This is a genomic window from Pedobacter africanus, assembly GCF_040548825.1.
Classification (GTDB): domain Bacteria; phylum Bacteroidota; class Bacteroidia; order Sphingobacteriales; family Sphingobacteriaceae; genus Pedobacter; species Pedobacter africanus_A.
Window position 1 is genome coordinate 737,013 of the sequence record NZ_JBEPSL010000001.1, and the last position, 21,504, is coordinate 758,516.

Annotated in this window: 16 protein-coding genes; 6 read left to right on the top strand and 10 right to left on the bottom strand. The window is 43.6% G+C overall.

Annotated elements, in window-relative coordinates:
* Positions 1 to 27: 27 nt before the first annotated feature.
* Together ABIE26_RS02940 and ABIE26_RS02945 are read left to right on the top strand one after the other, a co-directional pair.
* The gene (locus ABIE26_RS02940) at positions 28 to 1,395 is read left to right on the top strand and encodes a UDP-N-acetylmuramate--L-alanine ligase (RefSeq protein ID WP_354374993.1); all 1,368 of its coding nucleotides are present in this window, start codon (positions 28 to 30) and stop codon (positions 1,393 to 1,395) included.
* A gap of 28 nt (positions 1,396 to 1,423) precedes the next feature.
* Positions 1,424 to 1,753 (top strand): helix-turn-helix domain-containing protein, encoded by a 330-nt coding sequence (locus ABIE26_RS02945; protein WP_015807399.1) that lies wholly within the window; start codon positions 1,424 to 1,426, stop codon positions 1,751 to 1,753.
* 1 nt (position 1,754) lies between these two features.
* Here ABIE26_RS02945 and ABIE26_RS02950 read toward each other — a convergent pair whose 3' ends face one another.
* From ABIE26_RS02950 to mqnC, 5 genes are all read right to left on the bottom strand, one after another.
* Positions 1,755 to 2,873, bottom strand: a complete 1,119-nt coding sequence (locus ABIE26_RS02950; RefSeq protein ID WP_310140194.1) for a GNAT family N-acetyltransferase — start codon at positions 2,871 to 2,873, stop codon at positions 1,755 to 1,757.
* A gap of 74 nt (positions 2,874 to 2,947) precedes the next feature.
* Complete coding sequence (locus tag ABIE26_RS02955) at positions 2,948 to 3,139, bottom strand: hypothetical protein (RefSeq protein ID WP_310140192.1); 192 nt, start codon at positions 3,137 to 3,139, stop codon at positions 2,948 to 2,950.
* Between the two features lie 425 nt (positions 3,140 to 3,564).
* On the bottom strand, positions 3,565 to 6,519 hold the full coding sequence (locus ABIE26_RS02960; protein WP_310140191.1) for a ligand-binding sensor domain-containing protein: 2,955 nt from the start codon (positions 6,517 to 6,519) through the stop codon (positions 3,565 to 3,567).
* A complete protein-coding gene (locus ABIE26_RS02965) occupies positions 6,509 to 7,288 on the bottom strand; it encodes a LytR/AlgR family response regulator transcription factor (protein ID WP_310140190.1) in 780 nt (259 codons plus the stop codon). The genes ABIE26_RS02960 and ABIE26_RS02965 overlap by 11 nt, the downstream gene beginning before the upstream one ends.
* 58 nt (positions 7,289 to 7,346) lie before the next feature.
* Positions 7,347 to 8,471 (bottom strand): cyclic dehypoxanthinyl futalosine synthase, encoded by a 1,125-nt coding sequence (gene mqnC / locus ABIE26_RS02970; protein WP_310140187.1) that lies wholly within the window; start codon positions 8,469 to 8,471, stop codon positions 7,347 to 7,349.
* 112 nt (positions 8,472 to 8,583) lie between these two features.
* Here mqnC and ABIE26_RS02975 point away from each other — a divergent pair, with 112 nt between their 5' ends.
* Positions 8,584 to 9,828 carry a M16 family metallopeptidase gene (locus ABIE26_RS02975; RefSeq protein ID WP_310140184.1) on the top strand — a complete coding sequence of 415 codons (1,245 nt, stop codon included), beginning with the start codon at positions 8,584 to 8,586 and terminating at the stop codon, positions 9,826 to 9,828.
* Positions 9,821 to 11,095 carry a M16 family metallopeptidase gene (locus ABIE26_RS02980; protein ID WP_310140182.1) on the top strand — a complete coding sequence of 425 codons (1,275 nt, stop codon included), beginning with the start codon at positions 9,821 to 9,823 and terminating at the stop codon, positions 11,093 to 11,095. Before ABIE26_RS02975 ends, ABIE26_RS02980 begins: the two co-directional genes overlap by 8 nt.
* Here the strand turns inward: ABIE26_RS02980 and ABIE26_RS02985 are convergent.
* Positions 11,092 to 12,927: an outer membrane protein assembly factor BamB family protein gene (locus ABIE26_RS02985; protein ID WP_310140180.1), complete on the bottom strand. Its 1,836-nt coding sequence runs from the start codon at positions 12,925 to 12,927 to the stop codon at positions 11,092 to 11,094. The genes ABIE26_RS02980 and ABIE26_RS02985 overlap by 4 nt on opposite strands.
* Before the next feature lie 163 nt (positions 12,928 to 13,090).
* Here ABIE26_RS02985 and guaB point away from each other — a divergent pair, with 163 nt between their 5' ends.
* Positions 13,091 to 14,560: an IMP dehydrogenase gene (gene guaB / locus ABIE26_RS02990; protein WP_310140177.1), complete on the top strand. Its 1,470-nt coding sequence runs from the start codon at positions 13,091 to 13,093 to the stop codon at positions 14,558 to 14,560.
* A gap of 48 nt (positions 14,561 to 14,608) precedes the next feature.
* Here guaB and ABIE26_RS02995 read toward each other — a convergent pair whose 3' ends face one another.
* The 4 genes from ABIE26_RS02995 to ABIE26_RS03010 all read right to left on the bottom strand — a co-directional run bounded on the left by ABIE26_RS02995 (position 14,609) and on the right by ABIE26_RS03010 (position 20,690).
* Entirely contained in the window at positions 14,609 to 15,322 is a 714-nt protein-coding gene (locus ABIE26_RS02995; RefSeq protein ID WP_310140176.1) for a hypothetical protein, read from the bottom strand.
* Positions 15,323 to 15,341: 19 nt separating this feature from the next.
* Positions 15,342 to 17,336 carry a sensor histidine kinase gene (locus ABIE26_RS03000; protein WP_310140173.1) on the bottom strand — a complete coding sequence of 665 codons (1,995 nt, stop codon included), beginning with the start codon at positions 17,334 to 17,336 and terminating at the stop codon, positions 15,342 to 15,344.
* 80 nt (positions 17,337 to 17,416) lie between these two features.
* The gene (locus ABIE26_RS03005; RefSeq protein ID WP_310140170.1) at positions 17,417 to 20,011 is read right to left on the bottom strand and encodes an ABC transporter permease; all 2,595 of its coding nucleotides are present in this window, start codon (positions 20,009 to 20,011) and stop codon (positions 17,417 to 17,419) included.
* On the bottom strand, positions 20,004 to 20,690 hold the full coding sequence (locus tag ABIE26_RS03010; RefSeq protein WP_310140166.1) for an ABC transporter ATP-binding protein: 687 nt from the start codon (positions 20,688 to 20,690) through the stop codon (positions 20,004 to 20,006). Before ABIE26_RS03010 ends, ABIE26_RS03005 begins: the two co-directional genes overlap by 8 nt.
* A gap of 121 nt (positions 20,691 to 20,811) precedes the next feature.
* Here ABIE26_RS03010 and ABIE26_RS03015 point away from each other — a divergent pair, with 121 nt between their 5' ends.
* Positions 20,812 to 21,492 carry an arylesterase gene (locus tag ABIE26_RS03015; protein ID WP_310140164.1) on the top strand — a complete coding sequence of 227 codons (681 nt, stop codon included), beginning with the start codon at positions 20,812 to 20,814 and terminating at the stop codon, positions 21,490 to 21,492.
* Positions 21,493 to 21,504: the final 12 nt, after the last annotated feature.

The following is a 21,504-nucleotide window of genomic DNA, read 5'->3' on the forward strand; positions in this document are numbered from 1 at the left end:
ACCACAGACGATAGTAAATTAAAAAAAATGCGTATACATTTTATTGCCATTGGAGGGAGTGCCATGCACAACCTGGCTATAGCATTGCATAAAAAAGGATACCAGGTTACGGGATCAGATGATGTTATTTTTGAACCCTCAAGCAGCAGGCTGGCCAGATATGGTATTTTACCAGCACAGATGGGTTGGAGCGAAGCCAATATTACACCTGATCTGGACGCGGTAATTCTGGGTATGCACGCGCTTACCGACAATCCGGAATTGCTTCGTGCGCAGGAGCTCGGGCTTAAAATATATTCATACCCGGAGTATATTTATGAGCAGACCAAAGATAAGCTGCGGGTTGTCATAGGTGGAAGCCATGGAAAAACCACCATTACTTCCATGATCCTTCATGTACTCAATTTTTATAAACGGGATTTTGACTACCTGGTAGGAGCGCAATTGGCCGGTTTTGATACCATGGTTAAAATTACCAGCGAAGCACCACTGATCGTTATCGAAGGAGACGAATACCTGGCCTTTCCAATAGACAGGAGACCTAAATTTCATCTTTATAAAGCAAATCTTGCAGTGATCAGCGGAATTGCCTGGGACCATATCAATGTATTTAAGACATATGCTGATTATGTCAGGCAGTTTGAACTGTTTATAGATACGATCCAGCCAGGCGGTAAATTAATTTATTGCAGTGCAGATAAGGACCTAAAAGAGGTAGTTAACAATGCCACCGCGGCAATAGAAAAAATTGCCTATGAAATTCCTGATCATATGGTGAAGGATGGAATTACCTACCTAATGCCGGAAGAAGTGCCGCTGAAAGTATTTGGAGATCATAACCTCATGAACCTTAACGCAGCTAAATTAATTTGTGCGCAACTGGATATTGACAGCAAACAATTTGATGCCGCTATATGTTCCTTTACCGGTGCTGCAAAAAGGCTGGAGCTCCTGAGGAATGAAAATGAAACAAATGTATATAAGGACTTTGCACATTCACCCTCCAAACTGAAAGCAACTATCGAGGCAGTTAAAGCCCAGTTTCCCAACAGGAAATTAGTAGCGTGTATAGAGTTACATACATTTAGCAGTCTGAATAAAGACTTTTTAGTTCAATATGCTGATACCATGAAAGCTGCGGATGTGGCAATTGTTTACATCGATGAAAAAACTTTTCAGCATAAAAAGTTAGAACCATTTAGTAAAAAAGATGTTCAAAGGGCGTTTAAAAGTGAACAATTGCACTTTTTTAACAACCCAGCACTATTGCAGGATTATTTGTTAAACGTAAATTTTTATCGTACGAACTTACTTTTGATGAGTTCTGGAAATTTTGGGGGAGTTGATCTCGTTAAATTGGCACGTGAGTTGAATACAGTTGAGCAAGGAATTTAATACAAGATTACACACCTAAATTAATAATATGAATATCATTGGAAAAAACATTAGACAGCTGCGCCAAAAAAATGGCTGGAGCCAGGGGGAAGTGGCTAAACGTCTAAATATTTCAATCCCGGCGTTCTCAAAAATCGAAACTGGTATCACTGATATTAACATTTCACGGTTGGCACAAATCGCTAATCTTTTCGAGGTATCCACTATGGATATCATATCCAAAGAAGGAGAAAATCCTCAGTCACTTAATTTTGAAGAAATCAATGGCTTAAAAGAAAAGCTGGCGCAAAGAGAAGAAGAGATCATCAAACTTCAGAAGAAAGTAATCGATCTTTACGAAGAAATCAGAGAAAAATAATTTAAAAGATCTTTCGCATAGTCAGGTGCCGCTTTCCAAAAGTGGCACCTGTTGCTTGATGAATAGCCAACATTTTATCGTTAAAATCGCCTACCCACGACAGTTCCAGTTCCTCATACTGATTCATTGGCAACACATACTCCTTTAACTTAATGAACAATGCCGATTCCAGGCCATGCTTCTGATAAGCAGACTTTGTTCCCATAACTATTGCGCGCATACGTTTTACACCCAGCCAGCGCCTGTAAACAAATTTTAGCTTTTCTATGAGGCCCAGTTTGCCGTTAAAGCCTTTGATCATCTGGTTGGCATCCGGTATAATTACAACAAATGATGCGGGCTCTCCATTCACATAACCAAACCAGATCAGCTTTTCATCCATAATGGTTTGCATTTTTTCAAAACTCTCCTCCAGCGTTTCCTTTTTTATCGGAACAAAGTTCTCAAAATCCTTCCAGGCATCGTTATAAATTTCCATCAGATCGGATACATATTTTTCCGCCTTTTTCTTGGAAAAATGTTCAAAGGTATAGCCTGGTTTATTGGCCACCCAGTGCGCAATTTTAGTAAAACGTTCCGGAAAAGGTTTTTTTACCGCAAGGTGATTGGTGATCTGTTCATATTCTTTCTTGAAGCCATATGCGGTAAACAGCTCATGATAATATGGAAGGTGATAATTCATTCCATAGGATGGAGGGGTATAGCCCTCTACCAGTAAGCCCCAGAAAGAATCGTTCTCCCCAAAATTAATGGGGCCATCCATGGCTTTCATTCCGTTTTCTTCGAGCCAGACTTTCGCGGTGTCAAACAGCAGGAAAGCTGCCTTTTTATCATTTATGCATTCAAAAAAGCCAATTCCCCCTGTTGGCTGTGCGTACTGGTATGCTTTTTTATCGTTTATAAAAGCAGCAATTCTGCCAATACCATTTCCGTTTTCGTCTTTTAATATCCATCGGACGCATTTGCCGTGTCCGAAGAAAGGATTTTTGTTGGGGTCAAATATTTGCTCAATATCCTGGTCCAGCGGACAAATCCAGTTTTTGTCATCCTTGTAAATCAATCGGGCAATAGCTAAAAAATCTTTTTCTGAATGTTTTCCGGATACTGTAGTTATCTGCATTTTAGGCGAATAGGGCTGGGGTTAAAATAAAAAGCATCCCATAAGGATGCCTTTTAATATTCTGTTTTTAACTGTTAATAATTGTCGTCATCGTCATCGTCCGAACCAAAGCTGTCAAAAGAGTCCAGATCATCTAATGGCATGTCAAAGTCATCATCGTCGTCATCATATGACTTCTTTTTACTTGTTCCTTCATACGAATCTTCCAGCTCTTCTTCTGGATCTTCTGCTTGACTTTTGTTGATTGGTTTTTTTGGAGTTTTCATTACAAAAAAAATAATTCCGTAAAGTGTTTTATTGATATGTTAAATTTACTAAAAATCTTTTTAAATCAAAAGAACGATGTTTTTTTTAATTTTCAGCTGCTCAAAAGTAAGACAAAAAGGAATTCCACAAAGAATTTTTTAAAAAAAAATATGCACAATTTTTATGTGGATATTGTTGGACAAAATAGCTACAATACCGCGTAAAAAAAAATGGTAAAGCTATGAACTTTACCATTTTTTAACACACAAATGAAACCTGAATTGAGATATAGTTTTAGGTTAGGTAAAAATATCTTTGATCAATCCTATAAGAACGCATTTTACAAACTTCTGTTTGTTTTAATATCTATAACAAGTTTAATGCTATTTCCAGTACGATTCATTTAAAGTTAGTAAGTGGTAGGAATAATTGAGTAAACGGTAATTTACTGTTTTAAAGGGATCAAAACAGACACGTATGTGCCCGAAATGCCGTTCTGCCTGATCTCAATCCGTACCGGATTTACTTCAACCTGGTTCAGCAAATTAATCCGCTCATTGGTCAGGCTCATGCCTTTGCTCTGGTGTTGGCCTTTTTTGTTGCGCAGGGAATTCTCAATACCTACACCATCATCGATAATTTCGATCAGCAGGTGCGCAGTGCCCTGCAAATCAATCCGGATGTCAATCTTTCCGCCCTTCTCTTTAGGCATTAAGCCATGCCAGATGGCATTTTCTATGTAAGGCTGCAAAATCATTGAGGGAATCAGCGTTTCTTCCTTATCAATGGCGGGGTTTATCTGGATGTTATACTTAAATTTTTCTCCAAATCTCTTTTTCTCTAAACTCAGGTAAAGCTCCAGGTATTCCAGCTCCTCATCCAGGCTAATGAAACTCCTGGTACATATTTCCAGGTTTTTTCTGATCAGTCTGGCAAAACCCGTTAATATTTTATTGGCCGAATTGGTGTCTTTGGTATTGATGTAATGTTGTATAGAATTCATCACATTAAAAACAAAATGCGGGTTCATCATGGCCTGGAGTGCACGCTGTTCCAGCATCAGAATTTGGTTTTTTAGCAGTAACTGCTGTTGCTCCTTGTTTTTTTGTCGCTTTGTTACTACTACTGCAGCCTTATAAAAGGCAAAGCCTGCCAAAACAAAAACACCTGCAAGGAACCAGTAAGTTTGCCAGAAATGTTTTTTTAAAGAGAAGTTTACTTTGGCAGGTACGCTCCACCTGCTGTTATTGGACCTTGCACTGATCTCAAAAACATAATCACCAGGCTCCATAGATGAAAACTCGAGTCGTCTGTTTTTGGTCTCCGTCCAATTGGCATCTGCTTTTAAACGATACCGATAGGTGATGTTTTTATTTTGAAAATCAATGGCACTGTAGGTAAATGTGATGTTATTGTTTGCAGGGGGCAGTGTATACAACGGATCATTTAGTCCCAGTTTTACCTTATTGTTTGCTACCGATGAGATGAACACTTCAGGCGGCTCATTGGTCTGATTTGCATTTTTATAAGAAAAATAAATCAGTCCGTTATTGGTGGCAAAATAAGCATAACGATCGTCTATATACAGGCAGTTCACATCGTCAGACAGCAGGGAGTTGGTGTACTCAAAGGCTTCTACCTTAACCTGTGTATCATTTAAAAACAGCTTGTTGATTCCATTATTGGTAATTACCCAAATGTAATTGTCTTTGATAAAAAGACGCTTGCAGATGTTATCTGCCAGGCCCTCTTTTTGTGTAATCACTTTAAAAAGCTTCTTGTCCTTCAGGAAGAGGATACCATAACCGTCCGTTGCCAATACAATAGTTCCATCATCCAGTTCACAAATGTCATTTATCCGTTTGGTGAGCAATTGGTTGTTCCCGTAATAGCTGTACAGGTTCCCTTTCGAAAATTCGGAAAGGCCATTGATATTGGAAAACCACAAATTCTCCCCTTTGTCATAAAATACACGGTACGACCTGTTGTTAAAAAAACCAACTCCCTGCCTGAAGTACAGCGAGGTGAACTCAAATTTATGGATCCGGTCGGGCAAAATGAAAACACCCGAAGAAAGGGCCAGGGCCAGGCTATTGTCCTTGCCAATACTAAAAGATTTGACTACGTATAAAGAATCGTTGGTTTCCTTTAGATATTCAATTTGTGGTTTTTTGCCATGAATCCCCGTTATCCTTCCTATCCCGTAATCGGATGCAAAATACATGGCATCGTTGAGCGTATCTAAATCAAGCTGTTTAATGGTGGCGTATTTCTTTCTTTCGGGTAACTGGATTTTACTGACCTGGTAACTGTTTGGCTGCAGAATATTGATGCTCGCGTCGTCCATGCCCAACCACAATCTGTTCTGATCATCTTTCATTACACTTTTTACCCCGTCTGTATTTAAGCCATTGCCACTGTTGATCAGGTATAGGCGTTCTTCTTTCCTGGGCAGCATGTATATACCTGTATTGGTGGTAAACCACATGTTGTTTTTAGAATCTTTTATGACCTGACTGCTGGATATGTTAGGTAAATACCGTGTTGTTTTACCATAGGGCTCAGTATGGTAAATGCCATTGCTGTTGCTTAGCCATATGTCATTGTTCTTATCCAGAAAGAAAAAACCCAGGTCGTTTGTCAGTAAGGTGCTGTCTATCTTCAGCCTGGTGTACTGCCTTAAACCATTGTGTATGTTCAAGCCATTGCGCCCAAGATAAGCCATGGTTTTGTCTGGTAAATTTAAAGAAGTTTTATAGGAGAGGGGCAGGGTAACATGGGGTACAATCTGGAATTGTTTATTTTTAAAGACTCTTACACAGGCTTTGCCAAAGGCCCAGATGTTTCCGGCCCTATCTTCATGAATAAAGGTATTGATAAATTGCAGACTGGCATTGGCCGACATGTATTTCATAATTGACTTCCCATCGTACATCACCAGCAGGTTCTTATTGGTGCCAAACCAGATACGGCCTTTGCTGTCTTCAAAAAAAGAGACCACCACAGCATTAAATTTCAATAATTTCAACAACTGGTTATTGGTCTCGTTGTATATTTTTCCGTTGAAATAGTAGCTGAGCTGACCATTCAATGCAAGGAACCAAATCTTTCCGCTCTTGTCTTCCTTCATTTGCAGGATCTGGTTGTCGGGCAATCCATCGTCTATAGAAAAGTTCTCAAACAGTTTGCCGTCAAACCGGCTTACTCCCGCATCGCTGCTGATCCAGATATAACCCTTTGAATCCTGAAGTGTATAATAGCAGTTGTTACTGGGTAAACCGTTTTTTGTGCTGAAGTGCTGCAAATAGGTTGTCTGTGCATAGCCAGGCAGTTTAGAACTCAAAAACAGTGCTGTGAGTGCAAAAAAAAGCAATGCCGGCCTCAGCATGTTATTTGTCATTGTCAAGGCGTGTATAGGATTTGATCCGTTCTGCAAAATCACTGGCCCGGCGTCGGGATACGGCAAGTTTTTCACCATTTTTCAGTATCACTTCCAATCCGTTCCTGGAATTGTACTCCTTCAGGTAATTAAGGTTAACAATACTGGATTTGTGGATCCTGACAAATTGATGGTCAGGCAATATTTCCTCATATTCCTTCAATACCTTTGATACAGTGATCCTTTCCCTGTTGGCAAAGTAAAATACAGAATAATTACTATCGGCCTCAATGTGAATGATATCGTCAATATTGACCAGGGTATAGCCCTGTCCGTTGGGCAGACTGATCTTACGGATTTCAGCTCGTTCAGAAAGGTTTACTGCCAGATTTTGCAGACTTTCGTTGCGGTTGTTTTCGTTTTTGTTCAATGCGATAAACCTTACTGCCTTATCTACCGCTACTTTGAGTTCATCAATGTCAATGGGTTTGAGCAGGTAATCAAGGGCATTGGCTTTAATCGCTTTTAAAGCATACTGGTCGTAAGCGGTCGTAAAAATAATATGTGCCTTATTGGATTGCGCATAGGGGATGAGTTCAAACCCGTTTTCGCCGGGCATGGCAATGTCAAGAAAAATCAGGTCTATCGAATGTTGTGTCAGTAAGTTCCTTGCTTCGGATACTGACTTTGCAATACCCGATATGTGTACATCCTCGCAATTCTCCTGTAACAGAAAGTACAGGGAGGAGCGGGCAAATTCTTCATCATCTACAATAATTGTATTCAGCACGGCTTTAATTTAATAAGGTGAATTTATTAAAAAAATGCCATATCCCCATTTTATGCCGCTAATAATTGATCACTTGTTCTTCCAGATGATCGGGCAGGTCGCGGTAATTGTACTGTTGTCCGCGCAACTGCGGCTCAAACCCAGCTTCTCTGATTGCATCCTGTATTCCTTTTGCTGTAAAGCGGTGCGGGGCACCTGCGGCCGATACTACATTCTCTTCGATCATGATAGAGCCAAAATCATTTGCTCCGGCATGCAGGCAAAGTTCTGCCACATTTTTACCTACCGTGAGCCAGGAGGCCTGTATGTTTTTAATGTTGGGCAGCATGATCCTGCTCAGCGCCAGCATCCTGATGTACTCATCACCGGAAACAGTATTGCTGATGCCTCTCAGGCGTTTCAGTAAAGTACCATCGTCCTGAAAAGGCCATGGTATAAATGCGAGGAAGCCTTTGGCATCGGCAGGTTTTTCACTTTGCACTTCCCTGATCCATACCAGGTGCTCAAAACGTTCTTCGATGGTTTCGACATGACCAAACATCATAGTGGCCGAAGTGGTGATATCCAATTGATGCGCTGCACGCATGACATCCAGCCATTCCTGCCCGCCGCACTTTCCTTTCGAGATCAATCTTCTTACCCTGTCGTTCAGGATCTCTGCACCGGCGCCAGGAAGAGAATCCATACCCGCTGCTTTCAGGGCCTTTAAAACTTCGGTGTGCGATAAGCCTTCCAGCTTTGCTACGTGTGCAATTTCGGGCGGGCCTAAAGCATGAAGTTTCAAATCCGGGTACAATTCCTTCAATTGTTTAAACAAATCTGCATAAAACTTCAGGCCCAGGTCGGGATGATGCCCCCCCTGCAAGAGCAGCTGGTCGCCCCCCAGTCTGAACGTTTCTTCTATCTTTTGTTTATAAGTTTCAATATCAGTGATGTAACTTTCCTCATGGCCGGGCCTTCTGAAAAAATTACAGAACTTACAGTTGGCAATACAAACATTGGTTGTATTCACATTTCTGTCGATTTGCCAGGTCACTTTTCCACTGGGCACCTGTTTTTTTCTCAGTTCATTGGCCACATAGGCCAGTTCGGCAGTAGCTGCATGATGATATAAAAAAACACCCTCTTCTTTAGTTAAAAAGTCGAAATTCAAGGCCCTTTGTAGTAATTCGGCAGTATTCATGGTACAAATATACCATAAGTTGTTTTGATCAATATAATTTGTTTGTCTTAATTAGCGGCACTTCTATTTCCAAGCGCATAATTCCTATCTTTGGCGCAATTATTTTCAATTTATGGTAGATTTTAATCGTTTTACACTGAGTAATGGCTTACGTGTGCTGGTACATGAAGATGATACTACACCAATGGCAGTACTGAATATTTTATATGATGTTGGTGCGAGGGACGAAGAAGAGGGAAAAACCGGTTTTGCCCATTTGTTTGAGCACCTCATGTTTGGCGGCTCTGTAAACATTCCCAGCTATGATGAACCTTTACAAAGGGTAGGGGGCGAAAACAATGCCTTCACCAGTAACGACATTACCAATTATTACATTACCCTGCCGGCTGTTAACCTCGAGACTGCTTTTTGGCTGGAGAGCGACCGGATGCTGAGCCTTGCTTTTTCGGAGAAAAACCTGGAAACACAGCGAAATGTGGTTTGCGAAGAATTTAAACAACGGTACCTGAACCAGCCTTATGGCGATGTATGGTTAAAACTAAGGCCATTGGCCTATACCACGCACCCTTACCGCTGGGCAACCATTGGCCAGGACCTGAAGCAAATTGAGGATGCAAAAATGGAGGATGTAAAAGCATTTTTCCAGAAGCACTATAACCCTCAAAATGCCATTATGGTGGTAGGCGGAGACGTAAAAACAGAAGAGATAAAAGTTCTGGCCGAAAAATGGTTCGCACCAATTCCGGCTGGCGAAAAATACCTGAGGAACCTGCCGAAAGAGCCCCTGCAAACAGCGGAGCGAAAAGAAACAGCAACAGCCGATGTGCCTTTAAATGCCATTTATATGGCCTTTAAAATGCCGGCGCGGGGTGATAACGATTACCAGGTATACGACCTGACGTCGGACGTATTGTCGCAGGGGCAGTCATCCCGGCTGTACAATAGCCTGCTCAAAGAGCAGCAATTATTCAGCGATATTCATGCCTACATCACCAGCAGCATAGACGAAGGACTCTTTATTATTGAAGGTAAACTGGTGGAAGGTGTAAATATGGAAAGGGCAGAGGCAGCTATCTGGACGGAACTGGATAAGCTTAGGGCAGAGCCGGTTACTGAAGCGGAAATCACCAAAGTAAAAAACAAATCAGAATCTATAATGGTGTTTGCCGAAATGAACCTTTTGGACAAGGCCATGAACCTGGCTTATTATGAATTGTTAGGGGATGCCGGGGGACTGAATACCGAGATCGATAAATACCTTGCTGTTAGCCCGGAGCGCATTCAACAGGCTGCCAAAACTACTTTTGTGAAAGCGCAATGTTCAACTTTATATTATTTAACCGCCAACAATGCTTAACCGTACACTAGCCCCGGAATCTAAACAGGTAGATGACATCAATTTCATCGAACCTTTAAAACAAATACTGGACAATGGGATACCGGTTTTTACCATCAATGCCGGTAAACAGGAGCTTGTCCGCATAGAATTTATATTCGAAAACGTCAACTGGGATGCCAAAAAACCTTTGCAGGCCATCGGTGTCAGTCACCTGGTCAACAATGGAACAGCCTTGCTAAGTGCAAAGGAAATTGCAGATAAAGTAGATTATTATGGCGCTTTTTTGCAGACGGAATATGGCGCCGATCAAACCTGTGTAAAACTATACACCCTGAACAAGCACCTGGTTTCCGTATTGCCCATCATCAGGTCAATCCTTAACGAAAGCATTTTTCCTGAACAGGAGCTGGCTATTTTTGTTCAGAACCAAAAACAATCCTTACAGGTAAACCTGCAAAAGAATGATTTCCTGGCCCGTAAACAATTTGCGAATACGCTTTTTGGAGAAACACCTTATGGCTCTAATATCGGTGCCGCCGATTATGATGCATTAACAAGGGCTGAACTGATCAGTTATTTTAAGGCTGCCTACAAACCACAAAACTGTACCATTTTTGTAGCAGGTAAGTTCGAAGAGAAAGAATTTGATACGCTAAACGGTATCATCGGGAAAGACTGGAACAATACCGAAATCTCTGTCATTAATAAATTCAGCTTTGCTGCAGTACCGGGCGGAGATGTCCTTATCGAGAGAGCTGATGCCATTCAATCGGCCATCAGAATGGGCACATTGGCCATTAACAGGAACCATCCTGATTTCCCAGGGTTCCAGGTGCTGAACTGTGTACTTGGTGGTTATTTCGGATCAAGGTTAATGGCTAATATCCGGGAAGATAAGGGTTATACCTATGGTATCGGTTCTGCGGTAGCTTCTTTAAAAAACGCCGGATACTTTTTTATTGCAACAGAAGTTGGTGCTAATGTTTGCAGTAGCGCCCTTACTGAAATCGAAAAGGAGATCAGCCTGCTTAAAACCGAACTGGTGGCAGACGAGGAGCTGGCTCTGGTACGCAATTACATGCTGGGTGCTATGTTGGGTAGCCTGGAAAATGCATTCTCTCATGCCGATAAATTCAAAAATGTGTACTTCTCGGGACTAGATTACAGCTACTACGAAAACTATATCGAAACGGTAAAGACCATTACCGCCCCCGAGTTGAAAGCACTGGCCAACAAATACCTCAATACAGATACCTTTACCAGGGTAGTGGTGGGGAAAAACTAATTCACTTTCAGTAATGTAACCACACCATCCATGGTAGCTACCAGGATGGTGTTTTTGTCAATTACATTTACCGTGTTTACCATCGAATTGTCTATTTTATGCGCCCATACTATTTTGCGTGAGGCAGGGTCAAAGGCATACACCACACCGTTTCGTGTGCCGAAAAATACCTGCTTGTCTTTGGCTATCAGCATTGATGGTACATGTTCATAACCAAAGCCCAGGTTTAACCGCCATAAAATCCCCGGATCGGTAGCCTGCGTTTTATAAGCCACCACCTCATCGTTCATGGTTTTTCCAAAAATCATAGTTCCATCTTCCGCTATCCCCGCCGATTCACGTACAGTTGCTTCTTTATTTCTCCAAAGTGTGGTCCCATTATTGGCATCCACTGCGGTAAGTACCCGGTCGGGCGCCGCAAAATAGACGATATCATTGTGTGCCATCGGAGTACACATGGCCGGCGAGAACATGCGGTTCGCACTCCCATTGTTCCATTTCCACAACAAGGCACCATTGCGTTGGTCCAGGGCATACAAATGCCTGCCCCAGGAGCCAAAAAAGATTTTGCCTTTGTATAATAGTGGTTTTCCCACTATCGTTCCTTCCACACCGTCAAATGTCCAGAGTTGTTTACCTGTCTGCAGGTTTAGAGCCCTGAAATTATTGTCGCTTCCGCCAATGTAAACAATCCCGTTTTCAATAACCGGACTTCCCAGTACTGAAGCTTTAGTCTCAAACTTCCAGATTTGTTTGCCGCTGCCCACGTTTAAAGCATAAATAAAACCATCTCCTGAGCCCAGTACAACCGTATTACCGCTTATTGCCGGAGAAGAATAGACCGCCCCCTTGGTCTTATAAACCCATTTCCGGCTGCCATTTTTGATAGACAAAGCCTCTACTTCACCAATGTGGTTACCAAATATGACCAGATCCTTTGTTGCTGCAGGAGTGGATATCACATTGGCCGCAGCATGGTAATTCCAGACCTGTTTTGCCTGAGGGTAGCTGCTGTTGATCCCGTAAGATGGCCGTTCTATTTTTTCTGTACTGCTTGCAGTAAATTTACCCAGCGCAATTTTTCTCCATGGCCTTTCCAGTTCCATGCCAGGTCTTTTAACAGCAAATAAAACAGAATCAGGGCGCATGGTTACAATGTTATAACCGCCGATGCTGTCTTTTGCCCTTAAGTTGGAACGGCCCATAGTGCCCGGTACACCTTCAAAATTTAAGGCCTGGTTGGCATGGCCATGCCCGCATATGGCATATTGTATATTGTATTTTTTGATCCTGTCTGTCGCTTCATACCAGTTGTCGAGACTGTTGTCCACAGGGTAGTGGTTAATGAATACAACCGGCATGGTTGCAGATGTATGCTTTAAAACTTTATCCAGCCAAACAACCGCATCTCTTGGAATGTGGCCGTCCGACATCCTTACATAAGGCCCCGATGCACAGGCGATAAAGCGGTAACCTTTATGATCAAAAGTAAACTTATCACTGCCAAATTCCTTTATGAAATCTACCCCTCCCGATTCAGACCAGCCGGTATCGTGATTGCCCGGGATCACATGAAAGGGAATTTTGAGGGAAGCCAGTATAGATTTGGCCAGCTTAATTTCGAGCCCAGTGCCCATTTCTGTTACATCACCGGTAACCAGCACAAAATCCAGGTCGGTCTGTTTATTGATATCAGCTACCGTCCTTCGCAGGTCATCCTCACCCGTTGCAGTACCCACATGTGTATCGGTTACAAAAGCGTATTTAAAGGTCTGAGCATTGCTGTTTAAAAAGCATAAGGTCAGTAAAATGAAAAAAAAGCTATATTTCATAGTGTGGTCACATTTGTCATGGCCCAATTTACAGTTTTTTTGTGCCAATCGTTATCTGAGTGTAATGTTTTACTTTCAATGTGCTTTATTCGTAATACTATTGCACAGTTTCAATAATAATCGTACTTTTGCCCGGCAAATAGTAACTCTTAAATTATTTGCTATGCAACTCGATCCCAACAAATTTATCGCCGAAGGTCTTACATACGATGACGTATTATTAGTACCCGCTTATTCTGAAGTTCTGCCACGTGATGTGGATACCGGGAGTTTCTTAACCAAAAAAATACGCCTGAATGTTCCTATCGTTTCTGCTGCAATGGATACCGTAACAGAAGCCGGTCTCGCTATTGCTATCGCTCAGGCTGGCGGTATTGGCATGTTGCATAAAAACATGAGCATAGAACGTCAGGCAGAAGAAGTAAGGAAGGTTAAGCGTTCGGAAAGCGGGATGATCCAGGATCCGGTTACCCTGAGTGAAAATGCCAGGGTTGCCGATGCTTTCCAGATCATGAAAGATTTTAAGATCGGTGGTATCCCGGTTATTGACAACGAAAATAAACTGGTAGGTATCATTACCAACCGCGACCTGCGTTTCCAGAAAGATATGCAACGCAAGGTATCGGAAGTAATGACCCGCGAAAACCTGATCACTGCTCCTGAAGGAACCACCCTTTTACAGGCCGAAGAAATTCTGCAGGACTATAAAATTGAAAAACTCCCTGTAGTGGATAAGGGTGGTCACCTTGCCGGATTGATCACTTTCAAAGACATCCAGAAATATAAAAATTACCCTAAAGCCTGTAAAGATGAGCGCGGACGTTTACGTGTTGGTGCTGCTGTGGGTGTTGCTGCCGATAACATTGACCGTGTTGCCGCCTTGGTACAGGCAGGAGTAGACGTGGTAACTGTTGATACAGCGCATGGCCATTCCAAAGGGGTTATTGACATGGTAAAGGCCATCAAACAAAGATGGCCGGATTTACAGGTCATTGCCGGAAACATTGCCACTGCAGAAGCAGCGATTGCTTTGGCCGCGGCTGGTGCTGATGCCGTTAAAGTAGGGATCGGTCCAGGATCTATCTGTACTACCCGCATCATTGCCGGAGTAGGGGTACCTCAATTGTATGCCGTTTTTGAATGCGCACAAGCGCTTATCGGAACCGGAATTCCCGTAATTGCAGATGGAGGGATCAAACAAACAGGCGATATTGTTAAGGCTATTGCCGCAGGTGCAAACGCAATCATGGCAGGCTCATTATTTGCAGGTGTAGAAGAATCACCGGGCGAAACCATCATTTATGAAGGCCGTAAGTTTAAGTCTTACCGCGGTATGGGCTCTGTAGAAGCCATGCAGCAAGGTTCTAAAGACCGTTATTTTCAGGATGAGACCGATGTAGTGACCAAACTGGTACCGGAAGGTATTGTAGGCCGTGTGCCTTATAAAGGAACACTTGCCGAGGTTATTTATCAGTATGTTGGCGGTTTAAGGGCCGGTATGCACTATTGTGGTGCAGCTACCATCGACGATCTTCAGAAAGCCAAATTTGTACGAATTACTGCTGCAGGTATGAGAGAAAGTCACCCGCACGATATTTCTATCACTAAAGAGGCACCAAATTATTCGAGATAATTCTAATTGACGATATGGAATTCCCTGCTGAGAAGCGGGGAATTTTTTTTACAAAAACTCGTCCGGACTGATCTGCCAGGTCCAGGGTTTTTTAAAGCTGGTAAATGTACGGAGGTTCTTCAGGGCTAAGGGCTGCTCAAAGGTCTCATTTGCTGATGCTTTGTTGTCAATACTACCACTGGTAACGGTACGTTTTTTATTCACAAAATCGTATTGTTTGTCGTTCATTTCGCCTGAACCTGTGTGCCAGGTATAGTTGTTGGCCTTTGTCAGCTGCCATTCCTTATCCTGATATTTAAAGGTGTAAAATAGTTTCCAGCGCCAGTTGCCCCCACCTTCAAAGCTCAATGAAAGCGCATTGGAATCAATGCTCAAAGGTCTTATGGGATCGCCCATACCGCCCCCTTCTTCAGACCGTAAAATGAAATTATTGTTCTGTGTAACCAGTTTGTAAGCGCCCGAAGCCGAACGCCTGAAATATATGGCCAGTATCCTGGGTTTTTGCACTTCAGTAATGATTTCCGTTTCATTGTCGCCGTAAGCACGGTTTTCCTTAACGGGCCTGTAAAATTCCATCACCAGGGCCAGGTCGCTGATGTTGTCATTGTTCAGGTCGCCCCGTACGCTGTCTATTACTTTCCAGGTTGATGGTACCAGTGAAGCGATGGTTTTTCCTTGTTCCGGAACCAGGGGGAATTTAAAGGTTTGGGCATGTAAGGCGGTATGGCAAAGTAAAAGAAAGCCAATCAGTTTAGTTCTCATATCAATGGGTAAACGAAAGTTATGCCGAAATAGTGTCGGTAACACCGGGTTTGGGTAATTGAAAGCAGAATGAAACCAGCCTGCCACTTACATTTACCTTTAATTCGCTATTGTTCCCTTTCAGGTATTCGCGGCAAAGGTGCAGGCCCAGTCCAATTCCTTTTTCGTGCCCCGTACCGGAAGTGGCCTCAAATGCGCCGGTGTTGGTAATACTTTCTATATTGAGCTCATTCGAATTGGAAACCGTATTGCTTACACAGACTTCTATACCGGTCTTATTTTTCGTCAAACTGATGCCAATGCTGTGCGAGGGCGGGGTAAATTTTATGGCGTTATCGATGAGGTTCCGCAATACCAGCTGGATCTGGTTTTCATCGGCGTAGACCATCGGATTTTGCACAGCCTGAAGGTTAACTGCAATTCCTTTAGCTTGTGTAAGGGGCGAATACACCAGAATCAGGTCTTCTGCCATCAGTTTCAGGTCAAACATCGTGGGTTGGTTTACTACACCCTCCATCTGGCTCTTGGCCCAGTACAACAGGTTATTCAAGGTATTGTGTATGGTGTCGATATTTTTTTTGTTCTCATTCAGCAGCATTTTTAACTCATCAAGACTAAGCATGTCCATGTCTTTTAAAGAGAAAATGCTAACCAGGCTGTTGAAAGGACTTCTCAGGTCGTGCGCAATGATAGAGAACAGCTTATTTTTTACCGCATTGGAGGCCTCAAGTTGTACAATGCTCTCACTGAGCTTAAGCGTGCGGTCTTCCACCAGTTTTTCCAGTCGCTGGTTCTGTGTCTGAACCAATAAAAGGTTCTCATCGCGTACCAGCTGCTCGTTGCGGATAATGGTGCGGTAACGATCGCCCAGTGCAAAGGCAAGCAGTAAAAGTTCTATGGTAGAGCCTATCGGTACCAGCTGAAAACTAAAATCCCGGAAAGGTAAAATCCCTTCCATACTAATTACGGCCAGGACTATCGTAAAGGCAATAAAGGTCCAGGCCAGGATAAAATATTTTGCCGGTGCATGGCCCTTACGGTAGGCCAAAACACCATAGGTCCATAAAATGACGGCCGAACTTATGGAAAGGTACTGGGCCAGGATGGCTGATATGCTTTTAAGACCGGCAGCGCTGGTTAGCAGCATAACTACACTAAACCCGATCAGTGCTGTACAGACTTTGCTGAACGAAGGAAGCAGGGTGTGCAGGTTCAGGAATTTGCTGGAAAACAGGATACCCGAAATGATGGATATGCTGAGAAAAAGGTGGGGGTAAAGGTTCAGCATGATCCTGAATTCGTCGCCCAATAAATAGCTGTAGCCCCTCAAATAACCCACCACATACATCGCCAGGGAAATCACATAGATGCTGTAATAAAGATAAGTCCGGTCTCCTATGCTGAAAAAAAGAAAGATATTAAAAACAAACAGGGTAAGCAGTATGCCAATGTAAACAGATTGCATACTGTTTTTAACAGATAAGCCAGGTACAAAATTTTCGGAAGTGGCCATTTTTATAGGCAGCAGCAAAATGTTATTGCTCTTAACCCTGAGCCAGATGGTCGAAACACCAGCAGATTTAGTCTGTTCGGGCAGGGGAATGATGTAGTTGTTCCTGGTAATTACCCCTGGGGCCGAGGCTTGTATTGACCCTGCGCTTTTATGGACCAACCGCGCATCGGCTTCAACATAACAATCTATATGTTCGATGTTTGGTACATCTATTACCAGGTAATCCCTGCCAGCTGTAGCACTCTGGTAACTGATCTTTATCCAAAAGGCAGATTTTGTATTTCCTAAATTGAGGATCTCGCTTCTACTTTGCTGAAATTCCCCATTGTTTTCCAGTGTTTTAACTTCGGCAAAACTAAGGTTGGCCCCCTTGTCTTCAAAATAGCTTACCTGTTTACCAATATTACCATAAGTGTAGCTACTATCCAGCAGTATAGGCTGCCCCTTTGTATGAAAACTGAAATGGCATAAAAGAAGGATAAACAGGCTGAGCAGGCGCATACGATTTTAATAAGGACTTGTGCCTAATGTAAACAAAATACGGAATAAAAGGAAGGTAAGCTGTAATTTTACTGACCGGCTTAAGTATCTTTCCTGAGCACTTCAAGTGGCGGGTGGTTGAGCACGTTCCGGCTGCTCCATACACCTGTAATTACTACCAACAAAACGATAGTGATAAAGAATGCTGCAACTGGCCATAGGGCAGGTGTGAAACTGGTTGCAAAACTGAACCTTGCCAATGCCCAGCTCCCGCCCAGTGCAAGGATCATCCCCGCGGCAGCGGCAACAGCACCCAGAAACAGGTATTCTAAGGCAGTGATGACCAGGATCTGCCTGCGGCTGGCACCCAGGGTCCTGAGCAATATACTTTCGCGCAGGCGCTGGCCCTTGCTGGTCAGCACTGCTGAGAGCAATACAACCCAGCCAGTGGCCATGCTGAAAATAGCCATAAAACGGATCACAAAGCCGATCTTGGACAGCAGTTCATCCAGTATCTTAAGCACCAGCTCAAGGTCTATGACCGAAACATTTGGAAAATTACGCACTACGGTTGTCTGGAAAGCTGCAGATGCCTTACCAGAAGGCACACGCGTCATCAGCACATAGAACTTGGGCGCATCTTCCAGCACACCAGCCGGAAAAACCACCCTGAAATTGGTTTGCATCCGGCTCCAGTTTACTTCCCGCAAACTGCCTACTACGGTAGGTACCAGCATGCCCTGCACATTGAATACGATCTTGTCGCCCACATCCACATGAATCCTTCTCGCATAATTCTCTTCCAGGGATACGTATACGATCTGGTCTGCCGCCACCTTTCCAGCCCATTTACCAGCGGCAATCTTTTCGGCCGAAGTAAGGCTATCCTGCCAGGTTACCCTCAGTTCTCCTTTAAAAGCCCGTTGCGAGGGTTCCTGCTGTTTGCTGCCCCTGGCTTCCCGGTTGTCTATACTGTCGGCTTTGGCCAGTTCATTGGCTGTTTTACCATTGATCTCTTCAATACGTACCGTTACAATGGGAACCTGGCTCATTACCGGTAGTTTCTGTGATTTCACCAGCGCAGCCATTGCCTCTTTTTGTTCACTTTGTATATCGAAGAGCACCATATTGGCCTGGTTTGAACCCGAAGATAAGGTAACCCGGTTCATTAAGATGCCCTGTACGAAGAACAGGGTGCAGATAAAGGCGGTCGACAGGCCAATGGATACTGTAAGCATCAACGTTTGGTTGTTCGGACGGTACAAATTGGCAAAGCCTTGTCGCCATAAATAACTGGCAGAACCCGGCAGCAGCCTGCGCACCAGCCACATCAATAACTTTGAAAGGGCAAAAAGTAAGGCAAAGGCAATCAAAATTCCCCCGGTAAATACAAGGGCCTGTATCCAGCTGCTCATCTGCATCCAGGTAAAACCAAGTACAAAAAGCAGGATGAGCAGGTATACCAGCCATTTCAGCGGGTCGAAAGCTTCTCCTGCCTTTTCGAAGGAAAGGCGCAGGGCATTTAAAGGCGAAATATGCCTTACTGCAAGTAAAGATGGGAGGGCAAACAATGCTGAAATGATGAGCCCCAGCAAAATACCTTGCCCGATAGCCCGCCAGGATACCTGCATGGTAATTTCAACAGGGATAAAATCTTTCAATACCATAGGCAGCAAAAACTGGATCAGCGTGCCCAGCAATGAACCTATAACAGCCCCAATGAAACCAATGGCCACAATCTGGATCAGGTAAATCAGAAAAGCCTCGGCAGATTTTACCCCCAGGCAACGCAGGGTCGCTATTGAACTCAGCTTTTCCCTGATGTACACATGCACCGCGCTGCCCACACCAATACAGCCCAGTAATAGCGCAATAAACCCGGAGAGGGCCAGGAAACGGTTTACATCTTTGAACGATCTGCCGGTATCTTCTTTTTTGGACGCTACAGTTTCTGTGTCCAGGTTCTCCTTTTCGAGCAGGGGCTGCAGTTGTTTTATGGTTTTTTCCACTGCAGATGCACTGCTGTACCTGAAATAATATTTGTACTGGATGCGGCTCCCTTTTTGGGTAAGGCCTGTTTGTTCCAGGTATTGGAGCGGAATATAAACGATAGGGGTAACGGTAGATGAAATCCCTGTTTGTCCGGGTGCTTTATCTATTGCCCCTTCAACTGAAAAAGACAATTCACCTACTTTAATGGAATCGCCTCTTTTTACATTGAACTGCAGCATGAGGGTTTTATCTACCAATGCTGTTCTCTGGCCTTGCCTGAAGCTTTGAGCTGCACTTGCGGGCGTAGTTTCAATTTCACCGTAAAAGGGATAATTGCCCTGTAATGCCCTGATCTGAACCAGTCTGCTGCCCTGGTTTTTTGTAAAATAGACCATAGACACAAAGTTCCTTTCTGTTGCCCGCTCTATACCCAGCGTATCCAGCAGTATCATTGTCTTTTTGGCAGGCAGTTTGCGGCCCTCAATGATAAGGTCTGCACCTGTGAGTATTTTAGCCTGGTTGTCTATATCCCGCTGTAAATTGTCTTTAAAAGAATAAACAGCAACCAATGCAGCTATACCCAGCACGATAGCCGAAATGAAAAGGAAGAGACGCGCTTTGTTGCGCCGGCTATCCCTCCAGGCCATTTTAAATAGCCAGCTACTGGCTACAGGGCGATTTATAGGGGATGGATTTTCAGGCATGCTGGTCTGATTGAATGAGCCCGCTTTTTAACCTGATGATGCGACTGGTACGTGAGGCCAATTCCAGATCGTGCGTTACAATAACCAACGTGGTCCCTGCCTCATGGTTCAGGTCGAACATCAGTTTTTCAATCTTTTCGCTGGTTTCCCCATCCAGATTGCCGGTAGGCTCATCGGCAAAAAGTATAGCAGGACGGTTGGAAAAGGCCCTCGCCAGGGATACCCTTTGTTGCTCCCCGCCCGAAAGCTGTATGGGGTAGTGATTTGCCCGGGCCGATAGGCCTACCTTATCCAGTAACTCTACTGCCCTGGCACGTACATCTTTCTCTCTGCGCAATTCCATGGGTACCATTACATTTTCAAGGGCGGTAAGCGTAGGCATGAGCTGAAAGTTCTGAAAAATAAAACCTACATAGCGGTTTCTTACCGCTGCGCGTTCATCTTCCGTAAGCTGGTCAAGCTTTACATTGTTCAGGGCCACACTGCCCGAACTTGCCCTGTCCAGGCCGGCACATAGTCCCAGTAAAGTTGTTTTTCCGCTGCCAGAGGGGCCGGTAATGGCAACGGTAGCACCTTGTTCAACAGAAAAACTAATGTCGCTTAATACGGTAAGGGCATTGCCTGCACTTTTGTAGGTTTTACTGACGTTCTGAATATCGAGAATGTTTTGGATGGGCATGCAAAAATGGATTTATAGGAGGTTTGCAATATTTTAAACTTAACGGTTGAATTGCTGTTAAATGTACAAGTATTCACTACTTTTAGATTTATATATCATATATATGTTACGTATTAAATTTATGAGTTCAATAATTCTGCTAGGCATGCTCAGTGCCTGCGGAGGCAACCAGGACAAAGATAAAACAGCAGGGACGATAACTAATGCAAAACCTTCAGAGGCTGCACCAACAGTTACAGACACAAAGGCAAAAGTACAGAACATCCTGTTTTTTGGTACCAGCCTTACTGCAGGTTATGGCTTAGACCCTGCAGAGGCCTATCCGGCACTCATACAAAAAAAGATCGATTCACTTGATTTGCCTTACAAGGTGATCAATGGCGGTTTAAGCGGCGAAACCTCTGCTGCAGGAAAAAGCAGGATCGACTGGCTGCTGAAACAGCCAATTGCTGTTTTTGTGCTGGAACTGGGCGCAAACGATGGTTTAAGAGGTTTATCTGTAACCGAAACTTCTACAAACCTGCAGGCTGTAATTGACAAGGTGAAAGCAAAATATCCGAACGTAAAAATGGTCATGGCCGGAATGCAGATGCCGCCGAATATGGGGACAAAATATACAGCCGATTTTAAAGCAGTATTCAGTAACCTTGCCCAAAAGAACCAGATGGTATTTGTGCCATTCCTGTTGGAAGGGGTAGGAGGTGTTGCCAAACTTAACCAGGAAGATGGCATTCATCCCACAGCAGAGGGGCAGCAAATCCTGGCCGAAAATGTATGGAAAAAGCTGAAAGCCGAGCTGTAGCCCGGCTTTCGG

What these genes read in the sequence shown, in the direction of transcription:
- ABIE26_RS02950 (WP_310140194.1), bottom strand. Translation starts at nt 2,873, where the DNA reads ATGCAGATAACTACAGTATCCGGAAAACATTCAGAAAAAGATTTTTTA.
- ABIE26_RS03000 (WP_310140173.1), bottom strand. Translation starts at nt 17,336, where the DNA reads ATGCGCCTGCTCAGCCTGTTTATCCTTCTTTTATGCCATTTCAGTTTT.
- ABIE26_RS02945 (WP_015807399.1), top strand. Translation starts at nt 1,424, where the DNA reads ATGAATATCATTGGAAAAAACATTAGACAGCTGCGCCAAAAAAATGGC.
- guaB (WP_310140177.1), top strand. Translation starts at nt 13,091, where the DNA reads ATGCAACTCGATCCCAACAAATTTATCGCCGAAGGTCTTACATACGAT.
- ABIE26_RS02960 (WP_310140191.1), bottom strand. Translation starts at nt 6,519, where the DNA reads ATGACAAATAACATGCTGAGGCCGGCATTGCTTTTTTTTGCACTCACA.
- ABIE26_RS02955 (WP_310140192.1), bottom strand. Translation starts at nt 3,139, where the DNA reads ATGAAAACTCCAAAAAAACCAATCAACAAAAGTCAAGCAGAAGATCCA.
- ABIE26_RS02940 (WP_354374993.1), top strand. Translation starts at nt 28, where the DNA reads ATGCGTATACATTTTATTGCCATTGGAGGGAGTGCCATGCACAACCTG.
- ABIE26_RS02980 (WP_310140182.1), top strand. Translation starts at nt 9,821, where the DNA reads ATGCTTAACCGTACACTAGCCCCGGAATCTAAACAGGTAGATGACATC.
- ABIE26_RS03010 (WP_310140166.1), bottom strand. Translation starts at nt 20,690, where the DNA reads ATGCCCATCCAAAACATTCTCGATATTCAGAACGTCAGTAAAACCTAC.
- ABIE26_RS03015 (WP_310140164.1), top strand. Translation starts at nt 20,812, where the DNA reads ATGAGTTCAATAATTCTGCTAGGCATGCTCAGTGCCTGCGGAGGCAAC.
- mqnC (WP_310140187.1), bottom strand. Translation starts at nt 8,471, where the DNA reads ATGAATACTGCCGAATTACTACAAAGGGCCTTGAATTTCGACTTTTTA.
- ABIE26_RS03005 (WP_310140170.1), bottom strand. Translation starts at nt 20,011, where the DNA reads ATGCCTGAAAATCCATCCCCTATAAATCGCCCTGTAGCCAGTAGCTGG.
- ABIE26_RS02995 (WP_310140176.1), bottom strand. Translation starts at nt 15,322, where the DNA reads ATGAGAACTAAACTGATTGGCTTTCTTTTACTTTGCCATACCGCCTTA.
- ABIE26_RS02985 (WP_310140180.1), bottom strand. Translation starts at nt 12,927, where the DNA reads ATGAAATATAGCTTTTTTTTCATTTTACTGACCTTATGCTTTTTAAAC.
- ABIE26_RS02975 (WP_310140184.1), top strand. Translation starts at nt 8,584, where the DNA reads ATGGTAGATTTTAATCGTTTTACACTGAGTAATGGCTTACGTGTGCTG.